This is a genomic window from Corynebacterium sp. UD i78 (genome assembly GCF_056280545.1).
This window is the reverse complement of the sequence record NZ_JBWCED010000001.1, coordinates 1626596-1644984: the sequence shown is the minus strand read 5'-3', so window position 1 is coordinate 1644984 and position 18389 is coordinate 1626596. Positions and strand designations below refer to the sequence as shown.

The window sequence follows — 18389 nt, the reverse complement described above, 5'->3', positions numbered from 1 at the left end:
GAAGAAGCCGCCGGATCCTCAGATCGTCACCGACGACAGTGAACTCAGCACCGAGAAGCTGTCGCCGGTCGTGGTGGGCAGCATGCTGCCGCCGCCTTCGGAGAACGAACACGCCACCGTGGACAAGGTGGTCGTGGGGTTCGCGGCCGCCCTCGTGCTCGCCGTGGTCCTGTGGGGGCTCATCGCCCCGGACAACTTCTCCGACTTCGCTTCCAGCGCGCTGGATCTCATCGTCACCGATTTCGGGTGGGTCTACATCGTCGCCGGCACGGTGTTCGTGCTGTTCATCCTGTTCATCGGGCTGAGCCGGTTCGGTCGTATCAAGCTCGGCCAGGACAACGAGGAACCCGAGTTCAACACCGCGAGCTGGATCGCGATGATGTTCGCCGCCGGCATGGGCATCGGTCTGATGTTCTACGGCGTCGCCGACCCGCTGAACTACTTCGAGAACGGCATTCCCGGGGAAGGGTCGAAGAGCGTCCCGGACTCGATGGCCTCCACCATCTTCCACTGGGGCCTGCATCCCTGGGCGATCTACGCCATCGTCGGTCTCGCCATCGCCTACGGCACCTTCCGCCTGGGACGCAAGCAGCTGTTCAGCTCGGCGTTCATCCCGCTGATCGGTATCCGACTGGCCGAAGGCTGGCTCGGCAAGCTCATTGACGTCCTGTCGATTTTCGCGACCGTCTTCGGTACGGCAGCTTCCCTGGGCCTCGGAGCCCTGCAGATCGGTTCCGGTATGGATGCGGTCGGTATCGTGCACAACCCCGGGACCGGCTGGATGATGGTCATCATCGGCGTGCTGGGACTGTGCTACCTGGCCTCCGCCTACTCCGGCGTCGGTAAGGGCATCCAGTACGTCTCCAACTTCAACATGGTGCTCGCCGGCCTTCTGGCACTGTTCGTGCTCATCGTCGGCCCCACGGTCGTCATCCTCAACACCATGCCGACCTCCCTGGGCAACTACCTGCAGAACTTCTTCGGCATGTCCGCCCGCACCGCGGACTCCGCCGAGGGCATGGGTGACTGGCTCGCCGGGACCACCCTGTTCTACTGGGCATGGTGGATCTCGTGGTCGCCCTTCGTCGGTACCTTCATCGCCCGGATCTCCCGGGGCCGTACGATCCGCGAGTTCGTCATGGTCGTCCTCATGGTCCCCACCGCGGTGTCCATCGTCTGGTTCTCCATCTTCGGCGGATCCGCAATCCACGCGGAGGAGTCCGGCAGTGAGATCTACGGTGACGGCAACGCCCAGACAATGCTGTTCAACCTGCTCGACGATCTTCCGTTCGCCGGCATCAGCTCGGTGATCGCGATGATCCTGCTGGCGACCTTCTTCATCACCTCGGCGGACTCCGCCTCGACCGTGATGGGCACCATGAGCCAGAACGGCAAGCTTGTCGCGGACCGGAAGCTGACTGTCCTGTGGGGTCTGCTGACCGCGCTTATCGCGGTGGTGCTCCTGCTGTCCGGCGGTGAGGACTCCCTGAACAACCTCCAGTCGGTGACGATTGTCGCCGCGTGCCCGTTCGTGATCCTCATCCTCTTCATGTGCGTGTCGCTGTACAAGGGACTGTCACAGGACCCGATGTTCCTCGACGAGAACGAGAAGCGGTCCTTCGCCCTGCGGCTCGCCCGCGAGCGCCGTCACCAGGTTCCGCCGGAGTCCGCCCGCAGCCCGTGGGAGGCCCGTGAGGACGAGCGGCTGGGCCGCAAGGCGGAGAAGAGCGCCAGGAAGTCCGCGAAGAATCAAGGGTCGGAGGACCAGGCCAAGTCCTGATGCAATAGGGTGGGGGACATGTCGAAACATGTCCTCACCTCCGTTGCCTGGCCGTACGCCAACGGCCCCCGCCACATCGGACACGTTGCCGGATTCGGCGTCCCCTCGGACGTCTTCGCCCGGTACCAGCGAATGTCCGGCAACGAGGTCCTGATGGTCTCGGGCACCGACGAGCACGGCACTCCGCTGCTCGTCCAGGCGCAGAAGGAGGGCGTGGAGGTCCAGGAGCTGGCCGACCGCTACAACCGGATCATCGTCGAGGACCTTGCCGGGCTCGGCCTGTCCTACGACCTTTTCACCCGCACCACCACCCGAAACCACTACGCCGTGGTGCAGGAGCTCTTCCGAGGGCTCAACGACAACGGTTACATGATCCGCCAGAGCACCGTCGGCGCGATCGACCCGAAGACCGGCCGCACCCTGCCCGACCGGTTCATCGAGGGCACCTGCCCGATCTGCGGTGCGACCGATGCCCGCGGCGACCAGTGCGACAACTGCGGCAACCAGCTCGACCCGGCTGACCTCATCGACCCGCGGTCCAAGATCGACGGAGCGACCCCGGACTTCGTCGAGACCGAGCACTTCATGCTCGACCTGCCGGCTTTCGCCGAGGCACTGGAGAAGTGGCTGTCCACCCGCAAGGGCTGGCGTCCCAACGTCCTGAACTTCTCGCTCAACGTTCTCAAGGACATGCGTCCGCGTGCCATGAGCCGCGACATCGACTGGGGCGTCCCGGTCCCGATCGAGGGCTGGCAGGACAACGATGCCAAGAAGCTCTACGTCTGGTTCGACGCCGTCGTCGGCTACCTCTCCGCCTCCATCGAGTGGGCCTGGCGCACCGGTGACAGGGATGCCTGGAAGAAGTGGTGGTCCGACCCCGAGGCCCTGTCCTACTACTTCATGGGCAAGGACAACATCACCTTCCACTCCCAGATCTGGCCGGCTGAGCTGCTCGGCTACGCCGGAAAGGGTGACAAGGGTGGTGAGCTCGGCGAGTTCGGCGAGCTGAACCTGCCGACCGAGGTCGTCTCCTCCGAGTTCCTCACCATGTCCGGCTCGAAGTTCTCCTCGTCGAAGGGTGTGGTCATCTATGTCCGTGACTTCCTGAAGGAGTTCGGCCCGGATGCGCTGCGTTACTTCATCGCCGTAGCCGGTCCGGAGAACATGGACACCGACTTCACCTGGGACGAGTTCGTCCGCCGCATCAACACCGAGCTGGCCAACGAGTGGGGCAACCTCGTCAACCGCACCGTGTCGATGGCGCACAAGAACTTCGGTGAGATCCCGGCCCCCGGCGAGTTCACTGCCGAGGACCGGGCGCTGCTCGACGAGTCCGCCGCAGCCTTCGGCATCGTCGGCGAGTACCTGGAACACTCCCGGTTCAAGGCCGGTATCTCCGAGTCGATGCGCATCGTCGCCCGGGCGAACCAGTACATCGCCGCCCAGGAGCCGTGGAAGCTGGCCAAGGACGAGACGCAGCGGGAACGTCTTGCCACGGTCCTGTTCACCGCACTGCAGGTCGTCGCGGACGCGAACACACTGTTCACGCCGTACCTGCCGTTCTCCGCGCAGAAGATCTTCGAGACGCTCGGCGGTTCCGGCGTCTGGGCCGCGCAGCCGGAGGTCGTCGAGGTCACCGATGATTCCCCGCTGGAGCCGGTGGGTGCCGGCCTGCCCGCCAAGGGCCGTGCCTACCCGGTCATCATGGGTGACTACGTCAACCAGCAGGCGCACTGGGGCCGCACCGACCTGACCCCGGGCACCCCGCTGTCCAAGCCGGCGCCGCTGTTCACCAAGCTGGACCCGGAGCTGGCGGAGACCGGCCCGGAGTGGGCCCGCGTCGAGAAGGACTAGGCTCCGCCGCCGGGGGTCAGCTCTTCTGCCCCCACTGCCTGACGAGACCGTCGTCGGGGCAGGACGCTACCACAGCGTCTGTGACGGATCTCCGCACTTCTTCCGGGGCGTCACGCATCCGGGCGAAGATTCTGAAGGCCACGTCCCGGGCATGTCGGGGCGCAGCGATCGGAGGCAGGTCACCAGCGGAGGTGCAGGGGGAGGACCGGTCCCAGGACAACAGTGCGGCTACGGTCGCACTGATCCGGGGAGGATCGACCCTCGTGACCGCGCCGTGAGCGGCAACCGGCATTCCCGCGTCGACCAGCACCGCGACCAGGGTGTCCAGAGCGGTCTGCCGGACGTCTTCCGGGGCGTCGGTGGTCCAGGTGAGGGTTTCGGTCAGGGCGTCCACGGTCGCCCGGTCCGGGTTCTCCCGGACACGGACCATCGCGTCGAGAAGCTCGACGGTCTCCAACGACACCGGGGTGGAGGAGGTCAACGGGTCGACCGCGAGATCGTCGACAACAGGTCGGGGATGAGGACCGGTGGAGTACGGGGCGGAATGCTCGAGGACGGACCGGACGCGGGCGATCCATGATCCGGCGGGCGAGCATGCCGGGTAGTCAGACGTGCCTTCCGCGGCGAACACCGTGTGCAACAAGTCAGCGAACCCGTCGGCAGAGCCCGCCAGTCGGGAATCGAAACCGAGCCCGGTGAGGACGGTGGGGTTCATTCCCAGACGGTCGGCGAGCCGTTCCACGGTGCCGTGGTCCGGAACACTCTGTCCGTCCTCCCACCGGGAGACGGAGCTGGGGGAGCAGATCCCGGCGGCGAGGCCGGTCTGGGACAGCCCACGGTCGACTCTGGCGTGGTGCAGTCGGCGTCCGAATGCGGCAGGATCCTCCATGGCCACCGAGGATACGTCACACAGCAGTTTGACGGTTCCCTGATCCGCGGAGAACGGCCGCAGCGACCGCACCGGCCAGAGATAACGCGGCGACAAGCCCTCCGAGCATCATCGCAGAGTCTGTCCAGACACCGACGACTGCCGTCCCCAGGGCTCCCCCGAGCTGCAGCATCAGCCGGGTGTGCGCGCCGACTGCCGGAGTTTGGCCGTCAGAGACGACCTCGTAGGCAGCGGACAGGGCGAGCAGCGTGCACGCACCCAGCCCCAGACCACGGATCAGAGACGAGCCCACGGTTACGGTGATGGTCGCTGCATCCCAGGATCCGACGGCCTGGATGCCCATCGTCCCGCCTGCGGCGACGACAAGTCCGGCAGCGATGACAGGGAAGGCGTTCATGTTCTTCCACGGTCCTTTGATGAGGCTGCGGGATGCCCAGGCGCCCAGCCCCTGGATACCCAGCAGAACACCGGCCACCCAGGCCGGCTGCCCCAGGTCGGACTGGACGTGCAGGGATGTCGACAGCAGCGTCCCGTAGAACACCGCGCCGACGATGAGGCACAGCAGCATCACCGTAGTGAAGGCCGGACCGCGGTAGAGGGACATGTCGAGCAGGGGAGTGGTTGAGCGCAGGTCCACCACACAGAACACGGCGGTGACCACGATCGCAGCGACCGCGATGAGCGCGGTGACGCCGGTAGGCAGTGTGCCGACGGCGCTGACGGCCCAGAGCAGGCCGACCATGCCGACCATGCCGAGGACGCCGGGCAGCGCCTGATCGAGGCCCAGTGGTGTCCTGTTCCCCGGGGCTGTCGGCAGCACGCTGTGAGCGAGAATCAGGGCGAGGGCGGCGACCGGGACGTTGACCAGGAAGAGGACGCGCCACCCGACGGCGTCCACCAGGACACCGCCCAGTAGCGGGCCGAACGCCGGGGCGATGACCGCGGGTAGTCCGATGGTCGCCAGAGCGGCGCGCATCCCCTCGCGTCCGACGATGTCGGCGGCGATCTGCTGGACCGCCGGCATGATGAAGCCACATGCCGCACCCTGCAGGACGCGGGCGATCACGAACAGTAGTAGCGTCCCGCTGAGACCGACCAGGGCGGAAGCGAGGGCAAAGACCAGGACTGATCCGGTCCAGACGTGTCGGGGTCCGAAGCGCCGCAGGGAAGTGGTGGAGAGCACGATGCCGGCGGTGGCAGCGAGCATGTAGGCGGAGACTCCGAGCTGCACATCGCTCCGGGAGACGTTGAGATCTCGACTGATCACCGGAAGCAGGACGTTGACCAGGCTGGAGTCGATCAACGGGAGTATCGAGGCGAGCAGCAGGACGAAGGTGGTCCGGGGCGTGAGAGACGGCGTGGCAGGAGTGGTCCCAGAGGTACTCACGTCAGATGCTCTTTTCGGGGAGGAGATGGGATGGCCCGCGGGTGTACAGCCCATGCTCCGTCAACGGGTCGGCGGCGAGCCTCCACTCAGGAAAATGGGACAACGATGCACGGAACGCTGTCTCAAGTTGCCGACGGGCGAGCATGGCACCGATGCAGAAGTGACGTCCGGAGCCGAAGGCAAGATGCTCAGCGGATGGGGGAAAGGCGCTTCGTACAGAGTTTTCCTTCCTGGACAGGATGAACTTGTCCGGATCCGGAAAGAAGGAGGGATCGCGGTGAGCAGCACCGGTAAGGCAGTACACTGTGCTCCCATCGGGGATAGAGTGCCCGCCGAGGACCTGTTTCCCGACGGCGATCCGTGGAATGATCTGGACTGGCGGGTGCAGCCGTAGCGTCTCAGTAGGGAGATCGGTGATTTTTCCGGTACCGGTGGTGACAGACTCCTCCAACGTTGGGGACCGGAGTGTCTCGTACACGAGATAGCTCACGAGATCGTGTCGGGGGGATCGACGCCGGGTCTCTATGAGACGGAGCATGGACGCGCGGAAATATCCGGCGTCCGCCAACCGTTGTGACCGTTCGTCAGGGGTCTGCTGCAGGAGCGTGATGAACTGGACGACACTGCGGTTCCACGGGAGAACCTTGTGCTTCCACTGTGCATCGATACCGAGGAGCTCGCACGTCACATTAGTGGCGGACGGTCCTGCCGGTTCTTCCACGAGGTCTAGGCACTCGGCATCCTTTACCCGCTCCCACAGGTTGGTGACAGCCGTCTCAACTGCGGGAAGGTGGTAGCCGTCCATGGCAACCGTTGCGAGACCGTGCATGGTGACGGCCTTCTTCTCGGTGTGCTCGGCACCGGTCATCTGCGCGAGCACACGTGCTCCGAGCACGGGCTCGGCACGGTCTGCCAGATGGTGACTGCTGAAACCGGTCGAGTCCTGCAGCACAGTGCGGACAAGGTCGAGATCAAGGACGCACCAGGCATCCGCAATGAGGTCGTGATACACGCAACCGTGCTCCCTCATCCCCGGTAGATGGGGTACGGATCGTAGAGAGCTTCATCGCAGAGGAGCGTCGGGTTGTCAAGATCAGACATGATGTGCCTCCGGCTCGGGGTCGAGGACGAAAAAGTGGCTGTTCGGATCGGTGTCGAGAGATGTCTCCCCTGCCCTGATGTCCTCACCGGCCGGCCATGGCGCGGGGTAACTCAGTGCTGCGGAAGGGTAGTGGAACAGGTCTGCGCGATGGGTGTACGCAGGGAGCTCATCAAGTACGTAGTCGACGGCAATACCCGGATCCGGTGGAGTGGAGGAGCCGATTGCCCGAAGACGTGACTGGGTGGCAGCCGAACTCATGGCCGGGCAGCGGCGTCGGAATTCGGTGTTGCGGAGGTACTCGTCAGCAACCTGTTCTCTGCGACCGGCATAGTTCGGCTCCACAATGTGGTCGGAGTTGAGTAGTGGGGAGGTCCGTCCGAGCACGACTCCGGACTGTTCCACTGCTGCAGCCACAGTCCGCAGTTTCTTGCTGCATTGCTGTCTCGCTCTCCGTAGGGCTCGACCTTCCGGGGTCCCGGTTGCGGTCAGCAGGGAGGTGGCGATGGCGCCGGGGTGAAGCACATCGACTGTGGCGAAGTGGTCAGCTCCCGACCGGAAAGCGCTGATGAGCCAGTCGAGGGAGAAATGAGGATTGAAAGGGCTCATGCCGATGATGAGATGGTCGGTGTCTGGAATATCCATGAGATGGGTCTCTCTGAACGATGGTCGATGGACAGTTCCATGAAAGGTGTGTGGGAACGGTGGTGGCAACGGTTGAGCACTGTTGTCTCAGTGCCTCGGCCCGATGCTGTTCAGCGCGCTTTGCACAGGATTTTTTCAGCAAATCAGTGCGCTCAGCGCCCCCGTAGGTACCCTCGGGCAGTGACACGGGGTGCCCGGGAGAAGGCCCGGGCTGAGATGAGACCCGTCGAACCTGATCGAGTTCACACTCGCGGAGGAATCGTCATGGAAGACTATGCTGCGCAGACCACGACCGGCACACCCACCACTCGCTTCAGCGACACGTTGCGGGAGGAGAACCGCACCACCTGGGAAGCCGCGGCCACCCACCGCTTCGTCACCGAGCTCTTCGCCGGCACGCTGCCGGACGAGAACATGGCCGGCTACCTGGTCCAGGACTACCGCTTCGCGGACGGTTTCATGGCCCTGCTCGGTGCGGCGGTCGCCACGGCGGACAATTGCCCCTCGCGTCACCGCTTCGCGCAGTTCCTCGGCGAGGTCGCCGGCGACGAGGACACCTACTTCCGTGAGGCCGCGTCCGAACTGGATGCGGACACATCCGTCCCCGACACCGGGGCCACCGCCGGTTTCAAGCAGCTCTTCGTCGATGCCGCCGATACCCGCAACTACGCCGCGATCCTCGGCGTCCTCGTGGTCTGCGAGTGGCTGTACCTCGACTGGGCGACCCGCCCGGAGAACCGCGCCCACGGTACGGGGGAGAACGGCTACCCGCCCCGCCACGTCCACGCTGAATGGGTGCGCCTGCATGACTACCCCGGGTTTCACCAGCTCATCGATTTCCTGCGCACCGAGGTGGACCGCGCAGGGGAGCGCTCCCCGGAGGACGCCGCCCTGGCGCGGGAGTACTTCCGGCGCACCGTGGACCTGGAACTGCAGTTCTTCAGCGAGCACCGCTAACCTGACAGCCATGTCGAAGAAGAAGCGTCCGACCCCTGTCCCACCCGAGCCGCTGCCGGAACTCTTCGACGCGCACACCCACCTGGCGTCCTGTAAAGCGACGACACCGGAGGAGGTGCGCGCGATCATGGACCGGGCCGCGGATGTGGGGGTGAACCAGGTCTGCACCGTCGGCGACGACCTCGCCGAGTCGGTCCAGGCTCTCGAGGCCGCCCATGCTGATGAGCGGGTCGTCGCCGCCTGTGCCATCCACCCGACCCGCGCGGACCAGCTCTTCGAGGACGGTGTGCAGGACAGACTCCGGGAGCTCGCCGCTGATCCGCGCTGCGTGGCGGTCGGGGAATCCGGGCTGGACACCTACTGGATCGCCCATGATCCGGAGCGCACGGCACCTCTGGACGTCCAGGAGGAGGCGCTGCGCTGGCATATGGCCCTGGCCCACGAGCTGGCCAAGCCGCTGATGATCCACAACCGGGAGGCGGACGCCGACCTGATGCGCGTCCTGGCGGACGCCCCGGACGACCTGCGGATCATGCTGCACTGCTTCTCTTCGCCGCTGGACGTGGCGCAGGAGGCCGTCGACCGCGGCTACTGGCTGAGCTTCTGCGGCAATGTGACGTTCAGGCGGAACGAGGAGCTGCGGAAAGCGGCGCGGATCTGTCCGGCCGACCGGATCCTCATCGAGACCGATGCACCGTTCATGACGCCAGAGCCATTCCGGGGTTCGCGCAATGAGCCGGCTTTCGTCGGATACACCGCACGCTGTGTCGCAGAAGTGAGAGATGTGACTCCAGAGGCACTAGGTGCCCAGGTGACACGCAATGCGCGTGATCTCTACCGGATCACGGAATAATTACGGGATTCTTGTCACATATCTTTGCCGTCAGCGCATCGTTACCGTATCGTGATCTGGGTGAAGAACAAGTCGACGCTCCACCGCATCAACCACACCCGCTCCGTCCCGCTCCGTGTCGCCACCGGCGGCATGCTCGCCACCCTCGTTGTCGGCGGAGCCGTCGTCGCCACCAACCACAAGGACGTCACCCTCGACGTCAACGGCAAGATCCTCAAGGCCAGCACCGTACGCGGCGACGTTGAGTCGATCCTGTCGTCCGAGGGTGTCGACGTCTCCGACGGTGACCTCATCACCCCGGGTCTCAGCGAGTCCGTCTCCGACGGCTCCCGCGTCACCGTCCGCTCTGCCCGGCAGGTCGCCCTCGTCGTCGACGGTCAGTCCCGCACCGTCGACACCACCAAGATGACCGTCTCCGAACTCCTCGATGAGCTCGACATCGACGCCGGATCCACCACCGCCAGCGCCTCGGCCATCCCGCTCGACGGCATGGAGCTCAACATCACCTCGCCGAAGAGCTTCACGCTCAACGACGGCCAGCCGGACGAGACGCCTGCCCGCCTCACCATGTCTGCCCCGACCGTGGCCGACGTGCTCGAGATGCGCGGTGCTCCGTTGGGCAAGGAGGACGTCGTCACCCCGTCGGCGGACACCCCGGTCACCGACGACATGCACATCGACGTCACCCGGAAGACCAGTGAAGAGGTCACCGAGGACCAGGAGATCGCCCCGCCGGAGAAGGTCATCGAGGACCCGGACATGGCCAAGGGTGAGGAAGAGGTCATCGAGGAAGGTACCGCCGGTACCGCCCGCGTCACCGTCCGTATCCACTCCCTCAACGGTGTCGAGACACACCGCGACGAGCTCAAGCGCGAGGAGATCACGCCCGCCACCGAGCGCGTCGTGCGCCGCGGCACCGGATCCTCTGCCCCCTCCGTCTCCGATGGCTCCGTCTGGGACCAGCTCGCCCAGTGCGAGGCCACCGGAGACTGGTCCATCAACACCGGCAACGGCTTCTCCGGCGGCCTGCAGTTCACCCCGTCCACCTGGGCGGCATTCGGCGGTACCGAGTACGCTCCGGAGGCCTACATGGCCACCCGCGAGGAGCAGATCGCCGTGGCCGAGAAGGTCCAGGCCGCACAGGGCTGGGGCGCCTGGCCTGCCTGCACCTCCAGCATGGGCCTGCGCTGACAGATCCGCTGATAGATCGTCTGTCCCCGACAGGCTATCCTCGACATGTGACGGACAGCGAAGAGAACACGGTACGCCTGCTGGGCCCCGGAGAGATCCGCGCCCTGGCGGCGGAACTCGACATCACCCCGACGAAGAAGATGGGGCAGAACTTCGTCATCGACCCGAACACGGTCCGACGCATCGTCTCGGCCGCCGAACTGTCGGACGACGACCGGGTCATCGAGGTCGGTCCAGGGCTGGGTTCCCTGACCCTCGCCCTGCTGGAGCAGGTAGGTGGAACCGGTGGGGTGACCGCCGTGGAGCTCGACAAGCGACTCGCCGCACGCCTGCCCCGCACCATCGGGGAATTCGCGCCGGCACGCGCCGACGACGTCACGGTCATCGACCATGACGCACTCACCCTCACCGCGGCGGACCTCGCCGAGGCCGGTGTCCCCGCGCCGACGGCCCTGGTCGCGAACCTGCCCTACAATGTCTCCGTCCCGGTGCTGCTGCACCTGCTGCAGGAGCTCCCGTCGATCCGCCGCGTGCTCGTGATGGTCCAGCTGGAGGTCGCCGACCGGCTCGCGGCGTCCCCCGGATCGAAGATCTACGGCGTGCCCAGCGTGAAGGCCGGGTTCTACGGTGCGGTCTCCAAGGCCGGAACGATCGGCAAGAACGTCTTCTGGCCTGCCCCGAAGATCGACTCCGGCCTCGTCCGCATCGACCGGTGGACCGACGGCTCCCGCCCCTGGCAGGACGCCCTGACCACGCACGACCCCGAAATCCTCCGCAAGGAGGTCTTCGCGGTGACGGACGCCGCCTTCCTCCAGCGCCGGAAGACGCTACGCGCCGCACTGTCCGGACACTTCGGCTCCGGGGCGGACGCAGAGGCCGTGCTCACCGCCGCCGGCATCGACCCGAAGGAGCGTGGCGAAAAGCTCGACACCGCGTCCTTCGTCGACCTCGCGGTCGCCTCCCTGGCTTCTGCACAGGATTCGCCGCAGGACACCGGACAATGACCGCCCCGGACATGCCCGATCCCGCCGAGCACACCGGGCTGCCACATTCTGCCACGGCAACCGCCCAGGGCATGCTGATCCTCTGGCTGAGCGTGGGCGACCACCGCCCCGACGGCGGCCGCGACCTCGTCACCGTCCGCCAGGCCCTGGACCTCACCGAGACCGTCACCGTCACGGTCACCGGTCAGTCGGAGTCCCCGGAGATCACCGGGGTGGACCTCACCGGGAAGCAGTCGCGGCCAGCCACCGCCGGGGACACCGGCCGTGCCGCCGTAGCCGCGGTCACCGCCGTGGTGGACCGCTACCACCGACGTGCACCGCAGGCCGTCCTGCCACAGATCCATGTCGACATCGTCCGCGAGATCCCCGACATCGGGGACACCGGAGCCGCCGACGCAGAGGCCGCCGACGCCGCGGCCGCCCTCATCGCCACCCGCGAACTCCTCCACGGTGCCGGTGCCGCCGACGCCGGTTACTCCCTCGCACCCCGACCCACCGATGCCGAACTGCAGGACCTGGCTGCGTCCCTCGGCCGGGACGTACCCGCCCACCTGCTCGGCGGCACGGTGATGGACACCGGCGCCATTCCCGGAGCCGCCGACCTCGTCCCGGTGATGAGCCGAGGTACCCGGCACTGGGCCCTGGCCCTCGATCCCCGTCCGCTGCCGTACCGGGAGGTCCTCGACCGCCTGGACGCCCAGCGGGACGCCGCGGCCCGCGGTGAGCGCCCCGATGTCCGGGCCGGTGACGTCACTGCCGTGCAGCGCGCCCTGCTCACCGACAACCCGACCGAGCTCGCCGAACTCCTGGCGAACGACCTGCAGTCCGCGGCGCTGAGTCTGCGTCCGGAACTGCGGCGTACCCTCACCGCTGCCCGCGAGGCAGGTGCCCTGGGTACCGTGGTCACCGGTCCCGGGCCGACCGTCACGATGCTCTGCTCCGACCGTGAGCACGCCGTCGAGGTCGCCACCGCCGTCTCCGTCGCCGGCCATACCGGCCCCACCTTCGTCGCCGCGTCCTCCTCCCACGGCGCACGTCCTGCCTGATCCTGTCTGAACACCCGCCACACGAAAGAATCACTGAGAGAACTCCATGGCCAGCACAGTCAACCTCATCAACCTCGAGAACGTCGACAAGTCCTACGGGCTCAAGATGCTCCTCGACGGTGTGAGCCTCGGGGTCAACAGCGGCGACCGGATCGGTGTCGTCGGACTCAACGGTGGCGGCAAGTCCACGCTCATCCGCATCCTCGCGGGACTCGATACCGTCGACTCCGGACGCGTCTCCCGCAACAACGACCTCCGCATGGCGGTCGTCTCCCAGGACAGCGACCTGCCCGGCACCACTGTCGGCGAGGCGGTCCTGTCCGGACTGACCGGCGCATCCGGCACCCTGGAGACCCACGAGTGGGCGTCGGACCCGCGGATCCGCGATGTCCTGGAGGGCATCGGCGTCAACGACCTCGGTGACGGCGCCGGGATGGACACCCCACTGGAAGGGCTGTCCGGTGGCGAACGACGCCGCGTCGGCATCGCTGCGGCCCTGGTCCGCGACCTCGACCTCGTGATCCTCGATGAGCCGACCAACCACCTCGACGTCGAGGGTGTGGAATGGCTCGCCCAGCATCTGCTGCTCCGTCGCTGCGCCCTCATCGTCGTCACCCACGACCGCTGGTTCCTCGACACCGTCGCCACCACCACCTGGGAGGTCCACGACGGCACCGTCGACGTCTTCGAGGGCGGCTACAACGACTGGACCTTCGCCCGTGCCGAGCGTGCCCGGCAGGCGGACGCCGAGGAGCAGCGTCGCGCCAACCTGGCCCGCAGGGAACTCGCCTGGCTGCGCCGTGGTGCCCCGGCACGAACCTCGAAGCCGCGCTACCGGATCGAGGCCGCCGAGGCACTGATCAAGAATGTCCCGGCCCCACGCGACACCGTCGAACTCATGAGTTTCGCCACGAAGCGGCTCGGCAAGAAGGTCATCGAGCTGGAGGACGCCACGGTCACCACCCCGCCCCCGGAGGCCCGCGTCCTCGTCGAAGACCTCACCTGGCGTCTCACCCCCGGTGAGCGCATCGGACTGGTCGGCGTCAACGGCTCCGGCAAGACCACCCTGCTGCGCACGCTGGCAGGGGAGTACCCGCTGGCCGGCGGCCGACGGATCGAGGGACGCACGGTCCAGATCGGCTGGCTGCGTCAGGAACTCGAGGACCTGGACGGGGAACGACGCCTGCTCGACGCCGTCGAAGACGTCGCCACCCGCGTGGAGATCGGTGGGAAGGAACTCACCGCCTCCCAGCTCGCGGAACGCCTCGGATTCTCCGCAAAGCGCCAGCGCACCCCGGTCCGGGACCTCTCCGGTGGAGAGCGACGTCGCCTGCAGCTCACCCGTGTGCTCATGGCGGAGCCGAATGTCCTGCTGCTCGACGAGCCGACCAACGACCTCGACATCGACACCCTCCAGGAGCTCGAGAGCCTGCTCGACGGATGGGCCGGCACGCTCGTCGTCATCTCGCACGACCGGTACCTTATCGAGCGCATCTGCGACTCCACCTGGGCACTGTTCGGAGACGGGAAACTGACCAACCTGCCCGGCGGGATCCAGCAGTACCTCGACCGACGGCGCGAGCTGATCGCCGCCCCGGCGGCTGTGTCTGCCCGCTCCTCGTCCGCCGAGGGAGCGGCTGCAGCCGACGCCGCGTCCTCCCCGGGCCTGTCCGCCCAGGAGGACCGCGAGCTGAAGAAGGAGCTCAACGCCCTGGAACGGAAGATGCATAAGCTCAGCGCGAAGGTGGACACCCTCACCGCGAAGCTCGCTGACGCCGCGGCACCGGCGGACGGCCAGATCGACACAGGACTGCTCGCCGACCTTGACCGGGAACTCCAGGGAGTACGGTCAGAACACGACGACTGTGAGATGCGGTGGCTCGAGGTGGCCGAAATGCGCGAGGAGGGACATGCCTGAGGAGATCCTTGAGGAGACCCCGGACGAGACCCCGGACGAGACCCTGGGCAGGACCCCCGGCGGAACCAGGGACAAGTCCCAGGACGATACCGGGGAACCCCGGTCGCGGATCGCGCGGTTCTTCGGCCTGCGCCGTCCGCTACCGCCCAACACCTGGGGACTGGTCATCGGCGGAGTCGCCTTCGCACTGTCCCTGACCCCGTCGCTGGTGCCGCGTACCTGGCTGTACCAGGGCATCGCCTCGGGTCTGTCCGCGGCAACCGGTCACCTCATCGGTCTCTTCCTGCTGCTCAACTGGAACCTCTGGTGCAGGGACATCATCGAACCGCTGTGGAACCGGTTGACCGGCGGCCGACGCATCCCCGCCGTGTGGTGGAGCCGTTTCCGGATCGCGCTGCTCGTCTTCATCCCCGTCGCACTGTTCGTCTGGATGCTCCGTGCCGTGCGCTGGCAGCAGGATCTCGCCGAACTCATGGGAGCCCGGTCCTACACCCCGGCCCAGTTCCTCCTCGTTCTGCCGGTCGGCCTGCTGGTGTGGGCTCTGTTCGTCGCCCTCGGTCGTGGCGTCTCCGCCTTCGCCGGTGTGCTGGCGAATGCCGTGCCGGGCAACAATTCCCGTTACGGTCTGCGTCTGCTGGCGTCCTGGGGTGCGGTGGCGGTCGCCACCGTGCTCATCGTCGACTTCGTGCTGCCGGGCACCATCCGGCGGGCGACGGAGCAGTTCTTCTCCGTCAGCTCCGAACCGATCCGATCTGACCTGGTCAAGCCACATGCCAGTGAGCGTTCCGGTGGCCCGGGATCGCCGACCGAGTGGGAGGATCTCGGGGCCTACGGCACCCGCTTCACCGCGCTGGGCCTGTACAAGGATGAGCTGGAGGATCTCACCGGCCGCCCGTCGAAGGAACCGATCCGCGCCTACGCGGGCATGGATGACGGCGACGACGACCGCGAGCGTGCACTGCATGTCGTCAGCGAGCTCCAGCGCACCGGGGCTGAGGACCGCAATGCCCTGCTGGTCGCCCCGGCGACCGGTACCGGCTGGGTGAACCCGACCACCGCCCAGGCCTTTGAGCTGATGTTCGACGGCGACACGGCCATCGCCTCCGCCCAGTACTCGGACGTGCCCAGTGCCGTCCAGTTCGTCACCGACCGTGACCGGGTGGAGGACTACGGCCGGGACCTGATCACCACCGTCGTCGACTGGTGGAACACCCTGCCCGAGGACGACCGTCCGAAGCTGTACATCTACGGCGAGTCCCTCGGCACCACCGCCGCGGAGAGCGCCTTCTCCGGCATCCGCGACATCGCCGGCGCCGTCGACGGCATGCTGCTGATGGGGCCGCCGAACAGCAACCGGCTGCACGGGGACTTCGTCTCCCGTCGCGACCCGGGCACCAGCGAGGTGCTGCCGGAGTACTCGGGTGGTATGACCGTGCGGTTCGCGGAGAACGCCGGGGACATCACCGCCTGGCGTCATGAACTCAACCGGGCGGACGGCAGCGATGAGTGGCGTTCGCCGCGCGTACTCTACGTCCAGCACCCCTCGGACCCCGTGGTGTGGTGGTCACCGGACCTCATCCTCAAGCGCCCGGACTGGCTGAAGGAGGACGCCGGATTCGACCGGACCCCGGCGATGACCTGGATGCCCTTCGTCACCTTCTGGCAGGTCACCCTGGATCTTCCCCGTGCGGCAAAGGTCCCTGACGGCCACGGTCACAACTACGGCACCTCCGTCATCGACGGGCTCACCGCGGTCGTCGGTGACGGCTGGACCGATGACGACATCTCCCGGCTCCGTGGTGAGCTGGAGGAGGCGATGAGTACCCAGGGACCCGAGAAGGAGATCGGCGGGAACGGTTGATCCCTGTCTGACCCTGCCTAACACTCCGGGACGTTGACCGCCACGGTGGTCGCCAGGCCACCGCCGGCGGTCTCCTTGTAGCGGTCGGACATGTCCGCACCGGTCCGACGCATGGTCTCGATGACCTCGTCGAGGCTCACCCGGTGACTACCGTCGCCACGCAGCGCCATCTTCGCGGCATTGATCGCCTTGCCGGCGGAGATGGCGTTGCGTTCGATGCAGGGGATCTGCACCAGGCCCGCGACGGGGTCACAGGTCAGGCCGAGCGAGTGCTCCATGGCGATCTCCGCCGCATTGCAGACCTGGGCAGGTGTCCCACCGAGGACCTCGGCGAGCCCTGCAGCGGCCATGGATGCCGCGGAGCCGACCTCACCCTGGCAGCCGACCTCCGCGCCCGAGATCGACGCGCGCTCCTTGTAGAGCGAGCCCACAGCCCCGGCGGCGAGCAGGAACCGGCGCCAGGTCTCCCGCTGGTCGGCCCGACCGGCCCGGGTCCAGGTCCGGGCGTAGAAGAGCACGGCGGGGATGATTCCGGCGGCTCCGTTGGTCGGTGCCGTGACCACCCGACCACCGCCCGCGTTCTCCTCGTTGACCGCCAGGGCCACGAGGTTCACCCAGTCCTCCGAGAACTCCGCGGTACAGGACGGGTCCTCGTCAGTGAGTTGCGTGTACCACCGGTGTGCCCTCCGGCGGACAAGCAGCCCGCCGGGGAGGACGCCGTCGGCGCCCATGCCTCGCTCGGCGCAGGCGTCCATCGCCTGGACGATCGCGTCGAGCTGACCGTCGATCTCCCGGTCGGACCTGGCGAGCCGCTCACAGTTCCGTTGGGCGGCGGCGACGCTCCCGGCGTCCTCCGCCCGCTGCAGCAGCTCCTCGGCGGAGGAGAAGGTGGGGGCCCCGGCCAGGACGATGCCGGACGCGGACTCGTCGGCGGTGCGGATGAAGCCACCGCCGATGGAGTAGTAGGTCTCGGAGAACGGGATGGCTGTGCTGTCACCGCTGTCACCGCTGTCACCGCTGTCGACCTTGTCGCCGCCGCAGGTCTCAAGGGCGCTGAAAGTCACTGCATTGGTGTGCACCGTACGTACCACGGCGGGACGCAGGATGATGTCCTCGAAGCCGCAGGTGACCGGCATGGCGGGGTCGCCGGCGAGGTGGATGGTGCGGGTGTCGCGGATCTCGCGCAGCCGGGACTCCATGTGGTCCGGATTGACGGACGACGGATCGCAGCCGTCGAGTCCGAGCAGACAGGCACCCGGAGTACCGTGGCCGGCGCCGGTGGCGGCCAGGGAACCGTAGAGGATCACGGTGATCCCCGCCGGGCGGGACACCGCGCCGCCGGCCACGGTGCCGACCGGTGCAGTGGCGGTGTCGGTGAGGACGGTGCCCGTCCCGGCCTGCTCACGCCGTCCGTGCAGTAGCCGGGCGAAGCGCAGCCCCGCCCGCATGGGGCCGACGGTGTGGGAACTGGACGGGCCCACACCGATGCGGAAAAGCTCGAAGACACTGACCGTCACGGGTCACCTCATTGTCTGCACATACCGTGCGTTCTGGCTCTCTCAGTCGACCGAGAACTCAGCCATCCGGTCCCACTCGGTCTTGCCGTCGATGTGGTCGTTGATGATCTGCGGGGTCTCGGAGAGAAGGGTGGGGAACAGTTCGCAGGAGGCCTTGAAGTGGTCGGACTGCACGTGGGCGACATCGGCGCCGTCCTTGTAGGCCTCGACGAGCAGGTATTCGTCAGAGTCGTCCGTGTTGCGGTACCACTCGAAGAAGAGGCAGCCTTCCTCGGCGCGGCAGGCGGCGGTGTAGTCGGCGACGTGCTCCCGGAAGTTCTCGACGTATTCGGGCAGCGGACGGAAACGGACGTTGATGAGAATCATGGGGTCCAGGGTACTCAGCGGG

The 18389-nt window shown here is 67.0% G+C and carries 15 protein-coding genes and 1 riboswitch; of the genes, 9 read left to right on the top strand and 6 right to left on the bottom strand.

Annotated features, from left to right (window positions below; translation table 11 throughout):
* The first annotated feature begins 82 nt into the window (after positions 1–82).
* Together ACZ9GM_RS07755 and metG are read left to right on the top strand one after the other, a co-directional pair.
* On the top strand, positions 83–1780 hold the full coding sequence (locus ACZ9GM_RS07755; protein ID WP_291473330.1) for a BCCT family transporter: 1698 nt from the start codon (positions 83–85) through the stop codon (positions 1778–1780).
* Between the two features lie 18 nt (positions 1781–1798).
* On the top strand, positions 1799–3634 hold the full coding sequence (gene metG / locus ACZ9GM_RS07750) for a methionine--tRNA ligase (protein ID WP_291473310.1): 1836 nt from the start codon (positions 1799–1801) through the stop codon (positions 3632–3634).
* 16 nt (positions 3635–3650) lie between these two features.
* Here the strand turns inward: metG and ACZ9GM_RS07745 are convergent, their stop codons facing one another.
* From ACZ9GM_RS07745 to ACZ9GM_RS07730, 4 genes are all read right to left on the bottom strand, one after another.
* Entirely contained in the window at positions 3651–4523 is an 873-nt protein-coding gene (locus tag ACZ9GM_RS07745; RefSeq protein WP_476037546.1) for a helix-turn-helix domain-containing protein, read from the bottom strand.
* Positions 4524–4539: 16 nt separating this feature from the next.
* The gene (locus ACZ9GM_RS07740; protein ID WP_476037545.1) at positions 4540–5910 is read right to left on the bottom strand and encodes an MFS transporter; all 1371 of its coding nucleotides are present in this window, start codon (positions 5908–5910) and stop codon (positions 4540–4542) included.
* Between the two features lies 1 nt (position 5911).
* Positions 5912–6922, bottom strand: coding sequence for a cytochrome P450 (locus tag ACZ9GM_RS07735; RefSeq protein WP_476037544.1), 1011 nt, complete (start codon positions 6920–6922; stop codon positions 5912–5914).
* Positions 6923–7003: 81 nt separating this feature from the next.
* Positions 7004–7654: a tRNA-dependent cyclodipeptide synthase gene (locus ACZ9GM_RS07730; RefSeq protein ID WP_476037543.1), complete on the bottom strand. Its 651-nt coding sequence runs from the start codon at positions 7652–7654 to the stop codon at positions 7004–7006.
* A 176-nt stretch (positions 7655–7830) separates the two neighbouring features.
* A riboswitch (TPP riboswitch) is annotated at positions 7831–7931 on the top strand.
* Here ACZ9GM_RS07730 and ACZ9GM_RS07725 point away from each other — a divergent pair.
* From ACZ9GM_RS07725 to ACZ9GM_RS07695, 7 genes are all read left to right on the top strand, one after another.
* Positions 7919–8611 (top strand): TenA family protein, encoded by a 693-nt coding sequence (locus ACZ9GM_RS07725; protein WP_476037542.1) that lies wholly within the window; start codon positions 7919–7921, stop codon positions 8609–8611. It overlaps the preceding riboswitch by 13 nt.
* Positions 8612–8621: 10 nt before the next feature.
* A complete protein-coding gene (locus ACZ9GM_RS07720; RefSeq protein WP_476037541.1) occupies positions 8622–9464 on the top strand; it encodes a TatD family hydrolase in 843 nt (280 codons plus the stop codon).
* Between the two features lie 60 nt (positions 9465–9524).
* On the top strand, positions 9525–10655 hold the full coding sequence (locus ACZ9GM_RS07715) for a transglycosylase family protein (RefSeq protein WP_476037540.1): 1131 nt from the start codon (positions 9525–9527) through the stop codon (positions 10653–10655).
* Between the two features lie 47 nt (positions 10656–10702).
* Positions 10703–11659, top strand: a complete 957-nt coding sequence (gene rsmA, locus ACZ9GM_RS07710; protein ID WP_476037539.1) for a 16S rRNA (adenine(1518)-N(6)/adenine(1519)-N(6))-dimethyltransferase RsmA — start codon at positions 10703–10705, stop codon at positions 11657–11659.
* Positions 11656–12705: a 4-diphosphocytidyl-2C-methyl-D-erythritol kinase gene (locus ACZ9GM_RS07705; protein WP_291473318.1), complete on the top strand. Its 1050-nt coding sequence runs from the start codon at positions 11656–11658 to the stop codon at positions 12703–12705. The genes rsmA and ACZ9GM_RS07705 overlap by 4 nt, the downstream gene beginning before the upstream one ends.
* A 46-nt stretch (positions 12706–12751) precedes the next feature.
* Complete coding sequence (locus tag ACZ9GM_RS07700; protein ID WP_476037538.1) at positions 12752–14623, top strand: ABC-F family ATP-binding cassette domain-containing protein; 1872 nt, start codon at positions 12752–12754, stop codon at positions 14621–14623.
* Positions 14616–16484: an alpha/beta-hydrolase family protein gene (locus tag ACZ9GM_RS07695; protein WP_291473320.1), complete on the top strand. Its 1869-nt coding sequence runs from the start codon at positions 14616–14618 to the stop codon at positions 16482–16484. The genes ACZ9GM_RS07700 and ACZ9GM_RS07695 overlap by 8 nt, the downstream gene beginning before the upstream one ends.
* 17 nt (positions 16485–16501) lie before the next feature.
* Here ACZ9GM_RS07695 and ACZ9GM_RS07690 read toward each other — a convergent pair whose 3' ends face one another.
* Both ACZ9GM_RS07690 and ACZ9GM_RS07685 read right to left on the bottom strand, forming a co-directional pair.
* Complete coding sequence (locus tag ACZ9GM_RS07690) at positions 16502–18001, bottom strand: L-serine ammonia-lyase (RefSeq protein WP_476037537.1); 1500 nt, start codon at positions 17999–18001, stop codon at positions 16502–16504.
* A gap of 42 nt (positions 18002–18043) precedes the next feature.
* Positions 18044–18367, bottom strand: coding sequence for a putative quinol monooxygenase (locus tag ACZ9GM_RS07685; RefSeq protein ID WP_291473322.1), 324 nt, complete (start codon positions 18365–18367; stop codon positions 18044–18046).
* Between the last annotated feature and the right edge of the window lie 22 nt (positions 18368–18389).